11 protein-coding genes and 1 pseudogene are annotated in these 12,937 nt (G+C 73.3%); 7 read left to right on the top strand and 5 right to left on the bottom strand.

Annotation, left to right across the window (positions count from 1 at the left end; genetic code table 11):
• The first annotated feature begins 26 nt into the window (after positions 1 to 26).
• Positions 27 to 1,445, top strand: coding sequence for a hypothetical protein (locus IE247_RS23795; RefSeq protein ID WP_190125290.1), 1,419 nt, complete (start codon positions 27 to 29; stop codon positions 1,443 to 1,445).
• A 164-nt stretch (positions 1,446 to 1,609) separates the two neighbouring features.
• On the opposite strand, the gene IE247_RS23790 is transcribed toward IE247_RS23795, so the two are convergent.
• Entirely contained in the window at positions 1,610 to 2,215 is a 606-nt protein-coding gene (locus IE247_RS23790; RefSeq protein WP_190125289.1) for a YceI family protein, read from the bottom strand.
• 188 nt (positions 2,216 to 2,403) lie between these two features.
• On the opposite strand from IE247_RS23790, the gene IE247_RS23785 reads away from it, so the two are divergent.
• The 3 genes from IE247_RS23785 to IE247_RS34805 all read left to right on the top strand — a co-directional run bounded on the left by IE247_RS23785 (position 2,404) and on the right by IE247_RS34805 (position 4,857).
• Positions 2,404 to 3,546 (top strand): threonine synthase, encoded by a 1,143-nt coding sequence (locus IE247_RS23785; RefSeq protein WP_190125288.1) that lies wholly within the window; start codon positions 2,404 to 2,406, stop codon positions 3,544 to 3,546.
• Positions 3,543 to 4,226: a helix-turn-helix transcriptional regulator gene (locus IE247_RS23780; RefSeq protein WP_190125287.1), complete on the top strand. Its 684-nt coding sequence runs from the start codon at positions 3,543 to 3,545 to the stop codon at positions 4,224 to 4,226. The genes IE247_RS23785 and IE247_RS23780 overlap by 4 nt, the downstream gene beginning before the upstream one ends.
• Positions 4,227 to 4,290: 64 nt before the next feature.
• The gene (locus tag IE247_RS34805; protein ID WP_190125286.1) at positions 4,291 to 4,857 is read left to right on the top strand and encodes an EF-hand domain-containing protein; all 567 of its coding nucleotides are present in this window, start codon (positions 4,291 to 4,293) and stop codon (positions 4,855 to 4,857) included.
• Here the strand turns inward: IE247_RS34805 and IE247_RS23770 are convergent.
• The gene (locus IE247_RS23770) at positions 4,803 to 5,792 is read right to left on the bottom strand and encodes a terpene synthase family protein (protein ID WP_190125285.1); all 990 of its coding nucleotides are present in this window, start codon (positions 5,790 to 5,792) and stop codon (positions 4,803 to 4,805) included. The two genes, IE247_RS34805 and IE247_RS23770, sit on opposite strands and share 55 nt — an antisense overlap.
• The gene (locus IE247_RS23765) at positions 5,789 to 7,153 is read right to left on the bottom strand and encodes a cytochrome P450 (protein WP_190125284.1); all 1,365 of its coding nucleotides are present in this window, start codon (positions 7,151 to 7,153) and stop codon (positions 5,789 to 5,791) included. The genes IE247_RS23770 and IE247_RS23765 overlap by 4 nt, the downstream gene beginning before the upstream one ends.
• Positions 7,154 to 7,388: 235 nt before the next feature.
• Here IE247_RS23765 and IE247_RS23760 point away from each other — a divergent pair, with 235 nt between their 5' ends.
• The 3 genes from IE247_RS23760 (at position 7,389) to IE247_RS23750 (ending at position 11,693) form a co-directional block, all read left to right on the top strand.
• Positions 7,389 to 9,719 carry a polysaccharide lyase 8 family protein gene (locus IE247_RS23760; RefSeq protein ID WP_190125283.1) on the top strand — a complete coding sequence of 777 codons (2,331 nt, stop codon included), beginning with the start codon at positions 7,389 to 7,391 and terminating at the stop codon, positions 9,717 to 9,719.
• A 154-nt stretch (positions 9,720 to 9,873) separates the two neighbouring features.
• Positions 9,874 to 11,457, top strand: a complete 1,584-nt coding sequence (locus IE247_RS23755; RefSeq protein WP_190125282.1) for an acyl-CoA carboxylase subunit beta — start codon at positions 9,874 to 9,876, stop codon at positions 11,455 to 11,457.
• Between the two features lie 32 nt (positions 11,458 to 11,489).
• Positions 11,490 to 11,693 carry an acyl-CoA carboxylase subunit epsilon gene (locus tag IE247_RS23750; RefSeq protein ID WP_190125281.1) on the top strand — a complete coding sequence of 68 codons (204 nt, stop codon included), beginning with the start codon at positions 11,490 to 11,492 and terminating at the stop codon, positions 11,691 to 11,693.
• A gap of 114 nt (positions 11,694 to 11,807) precedes the next feature.
• On the opposite strand, the gene IE247_RS23745 is transcribed toward IE247_RS23750, so the two are convergent.
• Both IE247_RS23745 and IE247_RS23740 read right to left on the bottom strand, forming a co-directional pair.
• On the bottom strand, positions 11,808 to 12,629 hold the full coding sequence (locus IE247_RS23745; protein WP_190125280.1) for a nucleotidyltransferase domain-containing protein: 822 nt from the start codon (positions 12,627 to 12,629) through the stop codon (positions 11,808 to 11,810).
• A gap of 175 nt (positions 12,630 to 12,804) precedes the next feature.
• Positions 12,805 to 12,937: pseudogene (locus tag IE247_RS23740) on the bottom strand (ATP-binding protein); the annotation flags it as partial.

Below are 12,937 nucleotides of genomic sequence, written 5' to 3'. Positions count from 1 at the left end.
GACAGCTCTTCGGGTAGCGCCGACGCATGAGGACCAGGCTGCCCTCCGCACTGTCCGGTCTGCTGCTGGCGCTCTCGGCGGCCGTCTCCACCACGGCCCCGGGAGCGTCGGCGGCCACCGGCCGTGAACAGTCGGCCACCGGCCCCGCGCGGGCCGCCGCGCCCCTGGACGCGACGCCCGGCGGCGACGGGGCCGCCGCCGTGGCCCGGACGTTCAAGGACGGTCCGGTCCATGTCGATCCGCGCGCCGCCGCACAGCTCTCCGACGCCGACGCGAACGCCCTCGCCGAGAAGATCAAGAAGGCGGACAAGCCCCTCTTCGTGGCCGTGCTCCCCGCCGACGCGGAGTTCGCGCCGGACAGCGTGCTCGGAGACCTCCGTACTCAGACCGGTGTCACCGGTCTGTACGCCGTCCGGCTCGGCGACCGGTTCAACGCGGGCGCGGACGGTCAGGTCCTCGCCCGGCCCGTCGTGCGCGACCTGGTCACGGCGGTCCGTACACCCCCGGGGGCCGACGCGGCCACCCAGCTGAACAACTTCGCCGATCAGGCCCTGCCCCGGCTGCGCGGCACCGCCCCCGCCTCCTGGGCGGCGGCGGGACAGGGCGGGGGAGGCGACAAGAACACCGGAGCGCTGATCGTCCTCGGCGCGATCCTGGCGGCGGCCGGCCTGGGCTTTTACACCGTCGTCCACCGCGGACGCCGTCGCCGGGCGGCCGAGGAGCGGGCCGCGCTGGAGCGGCTGCGGGTGGTCGTGGACGAGGACATCACCGCGTTCGGCGAGGAGCTGGACCGGCTGGACTTCCACCCGGCGGAGAAGGGCGCGGACGACGCCATGCGCGCCGACTACGAGCGCGGGCTGGACGCGTACGACCGGTCGAAGTCCCTGATGGCCTCCGCCGGGCGGCCGTCGGACGTCCGCGAGGTGACCCGGGCCCTGGAGGACGGCCGCTTCAGCCTGGCAGCCCTGGACGCCCGCCGCACCGGCCGGCCGCTCCCGGACCGGCGCGTCCCCTGCTTCTTCGACCCGCGCCACGGGCCCTCCGTCACCGACCGGAGCTGGGCCCCGGCGGGCGGCGCGGCCCGCGAGGTCCCGGTCTGCGCGGCCGACGCGGCCCGGCTGGACGACGGGCTCGACCCCTCGGCCCGTACCGTCGACACGGCGGAGGGCCGCCGTCCCTACTGGGAGGCGGGCCCGGCCTACGGCCCCTGGGCCGGCGGCTACTTCGCGGGCGGCATCCTCCCGGGGCTGCTGGTGGGCACCATGCTCGGCGGGATGCTCGCCTCCCCGGCGTACGCGGGGGAGTACGGCGGCGAGGACTACGCGGGATCCGGCGGCGACTCCGGTGACTCCGGCGGGGACTTCGGGGGCGACTGGGGCGGCGGCCCGGACGGAGGCGGCGACTTCGGCGGCGGGGGCGGTTTCGACGGCGGCGGGGGCTTCTGAGGACACGCGCCCCGGAGACGGCCCCTGGAAACGGCCCCGGAAACGGCAGAGCGCCCGCCCTCGCCGCGGGGGGACGGCGGGACGGGCGCGCTCTGGGGGCGCCGCCGAAGGTTCGTCGGCGGGCACGGTGGCCGGTGGGGCCGGGGCGATCCGCGTGATCGGCGTCAGGCGGACTTGATCGCGGAGATGTCGAAGTTCAGCTTGACCTTGTCGCTGACCATCACACCGCCGGTCTCCAGCGCGGCGTTCCAGGTCAGGCCCCACGCGGAGCGCAGGATCTCGGCGCTGCCCTCGAAGCCGACGCGCTCATTGCCGTAGACGTCCGTGGCCGCGCCGTTGAACTCCAGGTCGATCGCGAGCGGACGCGTGACGTCCTTGATCGTGAGGTCGCCGGTCACCCGGTACTTGTCGCCGCCGAGCTGCTCGGCGGCGGTGGAGCGGAAGGTCATCAGGGGGAACCGCTCGACATCGAAGAAGTCGCTCGCGCGCAGATGTCCGTCCCGGTCCGCGATGCCGGTGTCGATCGACTCGATCTTCACATCGATGGCGGCGGCGGAGGCGGCGGGGTCGGCCCCATTGAGCTTCAGGGTGCCCTCGTGCTCGCCGAAGCTGCCGCGGACGTTGGTGACCATGGCGTGGCGGACGGTGAAGCCGATGCTGCTGTGCGCCGGGTCGATGGTGTAATCGCCGCTCAGGGCCGCGAGAGCCGGGTCGACGGGGGCGGGGGCGGTGGCGACGGCGGTGTCGGACTTACGGCTGAAGATACCCATGATGACGCACTCCTGTGGGGGAAGGGGTTCGGCGCGGATGCGGCCTTGTTGTCGAACCTTGTTGTTGAAGCTTCAACGAGAAGGACTCTAGACCTATTCCGTTCAACATTCAACTTCTATCGTCGAGGTCTCCGCGAAGGTCGTTTGTGATCTTGACAAGGAGTTCAGTTCTGGCCATCTTGTCGACCATGACCGCTCGCTATCTCGATGAACGCTCGGGCACCGGCTACCCCCTCACCGACCCCCTCCGCTGGCGCGCGGACAGCGGCGCACCCCTCTCGGTGAGCCCCCTCCCCGGCATCACCCGCGCCGATGTGGACACCTCCCGCCGCTCGATCTGGCGCTACCGCGCGGCCCTGCCCGGCGACATCCGCGAGCCCGTCTCCCTGGGCGAGGGCTGCACCCCGCTGGTGCCGGGGGAGTGGGACGGCGTCCCGGTCTCCTTCAAGCTGGAGTGGTTCAGCCCGACGGGCAGCTTCAAGGACCGCGGCACCAGCGTGATGATCTCCTTCCTCGCCCAGCAGGGCATCCGCGAGGTCATCGAGGACAGCTCCGGCAACGGCGGCTCCTCCGTCTCCGCCTACTGCGCCGCCGCCGGGATCCTCGCCCGGATCCTCGCCCCCGAGTCCACCTCCCCCGCCAAGATCCTCCAGAGCAGGATGTACGGGGCCGAGGTCCAGCTCGTCCCCGGCGACCGGGAGGCCACCGCGGCCGAGGCCCTGCGCCAGTCCGCGCACACCTACTACGCCAGCCACAACTGGCACCCCTTCTTCCTCCAGGGCACCAAGACCCTCGCCTACGAGATCTGGGAGGACCTCGGCTTCCGCGCCCCCGACCAGATCGTCACCGTCGCCGGCGCGGGCAGCACCGTCCTCGGCTGCCATCTCGGCTTCTCCGAACTCCTCGCCGCCGGGCAGATCGACCGGCTGCCCAGACTGCTGGTCGCCCAGCCCGCCAACTGCGCCCCCCTCCACGCGAGCTTCCACGCCGGCGCCGACACCCCCGTGCCCTGCTCCTTCGCCCCCACCGTCGCCGAGGGCACCGCCATCCGGCGGCCCGTCCGGCTGCCCGAGGTGCTCCGCGCGATCCGCGCCTCGGACGGGGACATGGCCGCGATCGACGAGAGCGGCATCGAGGACGCCGTACGGAGACTCGCCGCCAAGGGCCTCTACGCGGAGCCCACCAGCGCCACCGCCGCCGCGGCCGTCGGAGCCTTCGCCGAACGGGGGGCCATCCGGCCCGGCGAGGAGACCGTCGTCGTCCTCACCGGCTCCGGCCTCAAGGCCGCCGGCGCGATGGAGCGGATCCGCGACCAGGACGGCACCCGATGAGCACCGGCGACGAAGTCCTGCTGCGCGAGGCCGAGAAGATCGCCGTCGCCGTCGGACGGATGCTCCCGGGGCTCTGCGAGGTCGTCCTGCACGATCTGCGCGACCCCGCCAACTCCGTCCGGGCCGTCGAGAACAACCTCTCCGGCCGCTCGGTCGGCGAAGGCGTCACCGAACTGGGCCTCGCCAGGATCCACGACCCCGACTTCCCCGGCGTCCTGCAGAACTACCCCAACCGGTTCCCGGACGGCCGCCGGGCCAAGAGCACCTCCATCGGCATCAAGAACGCCGACGGCGTCTATGTGGCGGCCCTCTGCCTCAACCTCGACGTGTCCCTGCTGACGGGTGTCGCCGCCGGGATCGAACGCCTGGTCCGGACCGAGGAGCAGGAGCTGCCGCTCGCCGAGACCCTCCGGGCCAGAACCGCCGACGGGCTGCGGAGCGCCGTGGACGACTTCGCGGCGCACCGCGGCCGTACCGCCCGCGAACTGGGCACCGCCGACCGCAGGGAGCTGGTCCACGAGCTTCAGGCGCAGGGCTGGCTCCAGGTCAAACACGCCGTACGGACCCTCGCCGGGATACTGGGCGTCTCCCGCGCCACCCTCTACAACCATCTGCGCGGCCGGCCTCCCCGTACCCCGGGGGCGGGAGAGGGGGAGCGGGAGGACGGCGGCACGTCATGACCGCGCCCGCCAAACCACCCGGGGGAGGCGTCTTCGCCGAGGGCGCCCCGGGTAGCGTCCCGCCATGAACGAACCCGCCAGGAGCGAACGCACCGTGCTGGACGTCAAGCTGGACCGCTCCTTCGACATGCTCGACACGGACGGCGACGGCCGGATCCACGAAGGGGACCTGGTCTCCCTCGCGGCCCGGCTCGGCGCGGCCTTCGGGACCCGGGCCCCCGGCACCGTGGTCCGGCTCCAGGAATCCTTCACCCTGCTGTGGGAGACCGACCTCCAGCACATGGACGCCGACGGCAAGGGCGCGATCGACCGCGCCGAGTGGCGCGCCGGGGTCCGCCGGGCCGTCGCCGACGACCGCGACGGCTTCCTCGACCGGATGGGCGCGATGCTCCAGGTGTGGCTGGAGCTGTGCGACACCGACGCCGACGGCCGCATCACCCGCACCGAGTACACCACCATGTACGGCGAGACCCTCGGCCTGCCGCCCGGGCCGCTCAACGAGGCCTTCACCACCCTCGACATCGACGGCGACGGACATATCGGCGGGGACGAGCTGCGCGCCGCCGTCGAGGAGTTCTACACCAGCGAGGCGACCGACACCCCGGGCAACTGGCTCTTCGGACCCCTGTAGCGGGCGGTGGAGCCGCTCCACGCGCAGACCCCGTCCACCAGCTCCCGCGTCCCCTCCAGATAACGGCGGCTGCCCGGGTGCTCCCGGGCCAGCCGCCCCCGCAGCACCTCGCTCTCCCGCCGCAGCACCCTTACCCGGTTCCGTACGGCGCTCAGCGCCTGGTCCCGGCTGAGACCGTGCTCGTGGGAGAGGACCAGCACCATGTTGAAGCCGCTGTCGCGCTCCTCCTCGCGGGCCAGCGAACAGAGGTCGTTGACGAGCGTCGCGGCATCGGCGGTGTGGGAGCGCAGCCGGTGCCAGGCGGGCCTGGCCCGCAGCCGGCCGGGGAGCTCGGCCCCCTCGACCCGCTCCAGCATGTTCATGAACGGATAGAGACAGCTCGCGTGTCTGCGCAGCAGGGTCGCCTCCGCGACGGACGGCAGACTGCCCCGGCTGCGGTGCGCGGTCTCGGCGACGAAGGTGCCCAGACAGTCGGCCCAGTCCCGGGCCGACCGCCGCCGCCACACCGTCGTCCTGCCCCGGCACTGCCGCTGCCACAGCTCGCTCCAGGCCGTGACCACGCCCCGCGCGGGCCGGACGCGGGCGGGCGCGTCCATGACGTCGGTCAGCCGCCGCACCAGCGCCCCCGCCAGGGCCGGATCGCGGCCCAGCGGCCCGTCGAAGCGGTCGTCGAGGACCGTGTACCAGCCCAGCAGATCGGTCAGCAGCTCCCGTTCGGCCGCGGGGGCCCCCGGATAGGAGAGGCGTATCAGCTCCGGCAGCGCGTAGGAGCGATACAGCGCCGATTCGCCCTCGGCGAGCAGCCGGTGGCGCGCCAGCCACCCGGTGTGCCGGTCCCCGTCCGCCGCCCGGCCCGGGGACGGCACCCGGGGCCGGTGCGCCGCGCCCGGGGCTCCCGGGAGCGGCTGCCGTACGAGGGCGGGCGCGCGGCTCACGGGGCGCCCCCCGCCGCCCCGGCGGGCCGCTCGGCGGCCGAGGTCCGCACCGTGCGAGGGGAGACCGTCATGAACACATCGCGCGCCTGGACGGTGGTCCACACCACCTCCCGCGCCCGGGTACCGGCCACCGGCTCCGGCCGCCAGGTCAGCAGCACCGTCGCGGCGACCACGGTCAGCTCCATCCAGGCGAAGGACTCGCCCACGCACTTGTGCCGGCCCGCCCCGAACGGCAGGAACAGCCGGGGGTCGGCGACACGCTCCCCGTCCGCCCAGCGGTCCGGGTCGAAGCGGAGCGGATCGGCGTAGCGCGCCGGATCCCGGTGCAGCGCGCTCAGGCTGTACAGCAGCTCGGTCCCGGCCGGGACCGCGTACGGCCCCAGCTGTACGCCGACGGCGGCCGTCCGGGTCAGAAAGGCGTTGGGGGCGTGCAGCCGCAGCACCTCGCGCAGCACCCGGCGCAGATACGGCAGCTTCGCCAGGGCCTCGGGCGTCAGTCCGGTCCCGGCGTCGCCGAGTTCGCCCTCCAGCTCGGCCAGCAGCCGCCCGTGCACCTCGGGAGCGCCCAGCAGCTCATGGAAGAGCCAGGTCAGGGTGGAGGCGACGGTCTCGGTGCCCGCGCCGAACAGGCTGATCGCCTCGGCGCGCACGGCCGGGGCGTCGAGCCCGCCCGCCGCGCACGGCAGGGCAGCAGGGGAACCGCCCGTGCCGCTCACCGCGCGGTCGACCACCCGGTCGAGCACCGCCACGGCCGCGTCGAAGCGCCGGTTGAGCGGCAGCGGCAGCCGGGCGAAGAGCGGATGGGGACAGAGCGAGCGGGCGATCTGCCCCTTCACCAGATCCGGCAGCGCCCGTTGAAAGGCGGCGGCGTCGTCTTCGGGCAGCCGGACGCCGAACAGGGCCCGGGCGACGATCTCCAGGGCGAGCCCGGTCATCTCCGCCGCGACATCGACCGGGACGCCCGGCCGCCACCGGCCGATCCGCTCCCGGGTCACCTCCTGGACCGTGCGGACCCCGCTCCCCACCCGCTCGGCGGTGAACGCGGGCCGCAGGGCGCGACGGCGCTCCCGGTGCAGAGCGCCCTCGGACATCAGCAGCCCGTCGCCGAACGCCTCCCGGAGCGTGCCCTGCACGGAGCCGCGCGGACAGTCCCGGGAGAGCGCCGCCAGCAGCGTGTGGACCAGCGCCGGGCTGGTGACCACGGCGACCTCGCGCGGCCCCAGCGACACCCGCGCCACCTCGCCGACCCGGGCGAGGGAGCCGAGGAACCCGAGCGGGTCCCGGAGCAGCGCGGGGAGATGGCCGAGCGCCGGGACGCGCCCGGGCGCGGCGGGAATGGGCCGTGGGTTCGCCGTCGTCACGGGGGCACCTCGCTCGGGTCTTCGCCGGTCCCGCCCGAGCACGGTCCCGGGCCGTGATGCGTTCACTCTCCGGTCGGCGCTCGCGTCGCCGCAAACCGTCCTCACTCGATCGAGTGGACTTGCGGCATCCGGGTGACTTCGGGCGGTTCCCGGCCGCTCTGCGCCCGCCCCCTTATCCGCAGGGCACGCGGAGTGCTAAGGGTGTGGTCACAGCGTCGTCCGCCCGGAGGCTCCCGTGTCCCAGCCGTCCGACTGGTCCCGCCGTACCGCGCTGACCGCTCTCGCCTCACTGGCCGCCCTCGGCTCGGTACCGGCCCCCGCGACGGCTGCCGACGCGGACGGCGACCCGTATCAGGCCCTGCGGCTCCGCTGGCTGGAGATCAGCCTCGGCGGCGGCTACGACCCGGCCGCCGAGCCCTACGCCACCCGGCTGGCCGAGACCGCCGCCCGCGCCGCCGCCCACCGCGCCGCCATGGCCCCGGGCCCCGGCCGGCTCTGGCCCGACCTCGCCCACGACCCGCCCGACGGGATCACCCGCGCCTACGGCCGGCTGTGGACCATGACCCAGGCGTACGCCCACACCCCCGACCCCGGACTCCTCGCCGACACCGTCCGGGGACTCGACCATCTCGCCGCCACCGTCTACCACCCCGGCACCACCCCCTACGGCAACTGGTGGGAGTGGCGGATCGGCAGCCCCCGGCTGCTGATGGACATCGTCGCCGTGCTGTACGAGAAGCTCACCCCGGACCGCCGCGAGGCCGCCTTCGCCGCCGTCGACCACTTCGTCCCCGACTCCCTCCTCGACGCCTACACCGGCGTCTCCACCGGGGCCAACCGGGTCGATCTGTGCCGCTCGGTCGCCCTGCGCGGGGTGCTCGGCCGCGCCCCCGCCAGGATCGCGCTCGCCAGGGACGCGCTGTCGCCCGTCTTCCCCCACGTCACCTCCGGAGACGGCCTTTACGCCGACGGATCCTTCGTCCAGCACACCTGGGTCGCCTACTCCGGCACCTACGGACAGGTCCTCCTCGACGGCGTCGGCCGGCTTCTCGCCCTGCTCGCGGGCTCCCCCTGGGCCGTCACCGACCCCCGCCGCCAGAACATCCTGGACAGCGTGGAGCGGGCCTTCGCCCCACTGATCCACAACGGGCTGATGATGGACTGCGTCAGCGGCCGGGCCGTCAGCCGGGGCATACAGAGGAGCGACGACCGGCGGATCCTGCGCGGCGACCACTTCCACGGCCACGCCATGATCGCCGCCATCGCGCTGCTCGCGGGCGGCGCGAGCGCGGCCGAGCGCGAGCGCTGGCACTCCCGGATCAAGGGCTGGATCGAGCGCGACACCACCACCCCCGTCCTGCGCTCACGGCAGTTCGGCGTCGCCGACCTCGCCCGGCTGCACGCGATCGCCGCCTCCCCGGCCGCCCCGGCCCCCGAACCGGTCGGGCACACCCTCTTCGCCGCCATGGACCGGGCCGTGCACCGCCGCCCCGGCTGGGCCGCGAGCATCTCGATGGCCTCGGAGCGGATCGCCCACTACGAGTGCGGCAACGGCGAGCACCCGCGCGGCTGGCACACCGGCTCCGGCATGCTCCTCTGGTGGCCCGCCCAGGCCCAGGGCGGCCAGTACACCGACTGGTTCTGGCCCACCGTCGACCCCTGCCGGCTGCCCGGCACCACCGTCTCCACCCGCCGCCCCGCCGACCGCGAGGGCGGCGAGTGGGGCCTGCCCAAACCCGCCGCCCGCTGGGTCGGCGGGGCCTGCGACGGCGAGTACGCGGCCGTCGGACAGCATCTGCTCGGACTCGGCTCCACCCTCAGCGCCCGGCTCTCCTGGTTCTGCGCCGACGACGCGATCGTCTGCCTCGGCGCGGGCATCAGCTGCTGGGACGGCGTACCCGTCGAGACCGTCGTCGACAACCGCAACCTCGGCGAGGCAGGCGCCGCCGTCCTCACCACCGGCCCCGGCTGGGCCCACCTCGAAGGACACGGCGGCTGGGTCTTCCCGGGCGCCGCCCGGCCGCGCACCCTGCGCGAGGACCGCACCGGAGCCTGGAGCGACATCAACGCGGGCGGCTCCACCGAGCGCGCCACCCGCCGCTACCAGACCCTCTGGCTCGACCACGGCACCGACCCGGTGAACGCCTCGTACGCCTACCTCCTGATGCCGGGCGCGAGCCCCCGGGCCGTCGCGGCCCGCGCCGCCGGCCGCAGCGGACCCGCCGTCCTCGCCAACAGCGCCGCCCGGCAGGCCGTCCATGTCCCCCGGCTCGGGCTGACCGCCGTGAACTTCTGGCAGCCGGGTACGGTGGGCGCGCTCACCTCGGGCGCGCCCGCCAGCGTGCTCGTACGCCGCTCCCGGCCGGACAGCAGGACCGCGACCCTCCATCTGAGCGATCCCACCCGCTCCGCCGAGCCCGTGGAGATCGTCTGGCGGCGTCCCGTCCGCCGGGTCACCGCCCACGACCCCGGGATCGAGGTACTCGGCACCGGACCCGCCCTGCGGCTGAGGCTGAGCGGGACGACGGCCGGGGCGACCCACCGGTGCGAAGTGACTCTCAGCTGAAGTGCTTGTGGGACTCAAACAAACATCACTGCCCTGGTGCTGGTGGATGGGCTGCTGAGTCGGGTGATTCTGTCAGAGACTCACAGGAGAACGGTCGCGAGACTGTACAGAGTCAACGGAAGCGTTTTCTTGGTCGGATCCGTAGGGTCAGTACATGACCGTTGTGGACGAGACCCCGAGCGAGCCGACGGACGCGCGCGGGCGCGTCGCCGAGCTGCACGAGCTGCGCGCGCAGGCGCTGCGCGGACCGAGCGACCGCGCGACCGAGGCGCAGCACGCCAAGGGCAAGCTGACCGCGCGCGAGCGCATTGAGCTGCTGGTGGACGCGGGCTCGTTCCACGAGGTGGAGCAGTTGCGGCGGCACCGGGCGATCGGGTTCGGCCTGGAGGCCAAGAAGCCCTACACGGACGGTGTGATCACCGGCTGGGGCACCGTCGAGGGCCGGACGGTCTTCGTCTACGCCCATGACTTCCGGATCTTCGGCGGCGCGCTGGGCGAGGCCCACGCCACCAAGATCCACAAGATCATGGACATGGCCATCTCGGCGGGCGCGCCGCTGGTGTCGCTGAACGACGGGGCCGGTGCGCGCATCCAGGAGGGCGTCTCGGCGCTCGCCGGATACGGCGGCATCTTCCAGCGGAACACCCGGGCCTCCGGTGTGATCCCCCAGATCAGTGTGATGCTCGGCCCGTGCGCGGGCGGCGCGGCCTACTCGCCCGCCCTCACCGACTTCGTCTTCATGGTCCGCGAGACCTCCCAGATGTTCATCACCGGCCCCGACGTGGTCAAGGCCGTCACCGGTGAGGAGATCACCCAGAACGGGCTGGGCGGCGCGGACGTCCACGCCGAGACCAGCGGCGTCGCGCACTTCGCGTACGACGACGAGGAGACCTGCATCGCGGAGGTCCGCTACCTCCTGTCGATGCTTCCGCAGAACAACCGCGAGAACCCGCCGACCGTCGCCTCCGACGACCCGGCGGACCGCCGCTCGGACGTGCTGCTCGACCTGGTGCCCGCGGACGGCAACCGCCCGTACGACATGCACCAGGTGATCGAGGAACTGGTCGACGAGGGCGACTATCTGGAGATCCACGAGCGCTGGGCGCGCAACATCATCTGCGCCCTGGCCCGGCTGGACGGCCAGGTCGTCGGCATCGTCGCCAATCAGCCGCAGTCGCTGGCGGGTGTGCTGGACATCGAGGCCTCGGAAAAGGCTGCGCGCTTTGTCCAGATGTGCGACGCTTTCAATATTCCCATCATCACCCTTCTGGATGTACCCGGGTTCCTTCCCGGTGTCGATCAGGAGCACGGCGGGATCATCCGGCACGGCGCGAAGCTGCTCTACGCGTACTGCAACGCGACGGTGCCGAGGATCTCGCTGATCCTGCGCAAGGCGTACGGCGGGGCCTACATCGTGATGGACTCCCAGTCCATCGGCGCGGATCTGACGTACGCCTGGCCGACCAACGAGATCGCGGTCATGGGCGCGGAGGGCGCGGCCAATGTCATCTTCCGCCGGCAGATCGCCGACGCCGAGGACCCCGAGGCCATGCGGACCCGGATGGTCAAGGAGTACAAGTCCGAGCTGATGCATCCGTACTACGCGGCGGAGCGGGGTCTCGTCGACGACGTCATCGACCCCGCCGAGACGCGTGAGGTGCTGATCGCCTCGCTCGCGATGCTCCGCACGAAACATGCCGACCTGCCGTCGCGCAAGCACGGCAACCCCCCGCAGTGATGTCAGCGGGGAGAAACGGAGCAGGATCAGAGATGAGCAAGCCCGAGTCCTCGCTGCTGAGGGTGGAGAAGGGCGACTGCGACCCGGAGGAGCTGGCCGCGATCACCGCCGTCCTCCTGGCCCGCGCCGCCGCCCAGCCCGGCCCCGCCCCCTCCACCCACTCCCGCACCCCCGCCGCCTGGCGCCGCCTCGAACGCCAACGCGGCTTCCAGCCCTCCCACAGCTGGCAGGGCTGAGCACTTGTTGAACCCCGGACGGGCTGGTCAATTCCAGCCCGTCCGGCGTTTGAGGACGGACCCTCGCCCCGAGGAACCCGAGCGGAACCAGGCCCCGAGCCCCTGGCCCAACAGCTACCGCAGCATCCCCGCGATCTCCCCGTACAGCCCCTCCGGCCAGGAGCCCCCCGCCTCCCGCACCAACTCCCCACTCCACTCCCAGCTCGCCCGCGCGGCCCTCCGCACCTCGTCCTCCCGCGCCGACGACGTGGTCGCCACATAGCGGCGCACATCCCGCGCCGGCAGATCCGCCTCCAGCGCCCGGCTCGGGGTGAGCCAGTGCGCGGTGCTGGACCGCAGCAGCCGGCAGAGCTTGAGCTGCTGGGGCGCGATCGCGGTCTGGAGCAGCGCGTGCCCCCGGGCGATCTCCCCCCGGGCCAGCACCTGCGCCAGCATCAGCGTCCAGTTGGCCAGCTCGTCCGCGAGCTGCCGTGCGGTCGCCACGGGCTCGGGCGGCTCGAACTCCGAGAGTTCCCGCGCCGCCGCGATCAGCCGCCCGCTCCGGTCCAGCAGCACGGCCCGCTCCGGGTCCGGCAGATGCACCGCCCCGCGCCAGCCGGTCACCGCGGCGATGCCCGACCCGGCGGCCTCCACATGGAACTCGCCCCGCATCAGATCGTCGAAGACGACTGCGAGGATCCCGTACATGTTCGTGTACGCCAGCTTCAGGGGCGCGAGCCGTTCGGCGAACGCCCGCCCGTCGAACCCCTCGACGGCTGTGTCGCGGACAAACAGATACGCCTCGATGTCGGAGTGGGCGTCGGCCTCGCCGAGGGTCCACGAGCCGTACAGCAGGACGCCCTCCAGCAGCGGCTCGGCCTCGGCGATCCGGCGGAGCCGGTCGACCCGGCGGTCGAGGGCGGGGGAGGAGGAAGAAGCGGGAAGGGGAGGGAACACGGCGGTCTCCTGAGTGAGCGCGGAGGCGGACGAAGTACACCCGGCGGCTCGCGCCGGGCTGTTGACTCGCTTGGACTCCGCGTCCCTCAGATACCCGACATGCCCACAGACTAGAGCCCTCGCGCCGCCGGTCAAAGGCGTGCGAGGGCTCCGGTGGTACGGAAGGGGGGGCCGGTCAGCGAAGCCGTGCCATCAGAGCGTGCTCGACCAGGGTGATCAGGGCGCTCTTGGCGTCCGCGCGGTGGCGGGCGTCGGTGGTGATGATGGGGGTGTCCGGGCCGATCTGGAGGGCCTCGCGGACTTCCTCG

Origin of the sequence: Streptomyces inusitatus (genome assembly GCF_014651115.1) — a bacterium.
Taxonomy (GTDB): Bacteria; Actinomycetota; Actinomycetes; order Streptomycetales; family Streptomycetaceae; genus Streptomyces; species Streptomyces amakusaensis.
This window is presented reverse-complemented; position numbering and strand designations above follow the sequence as displayed.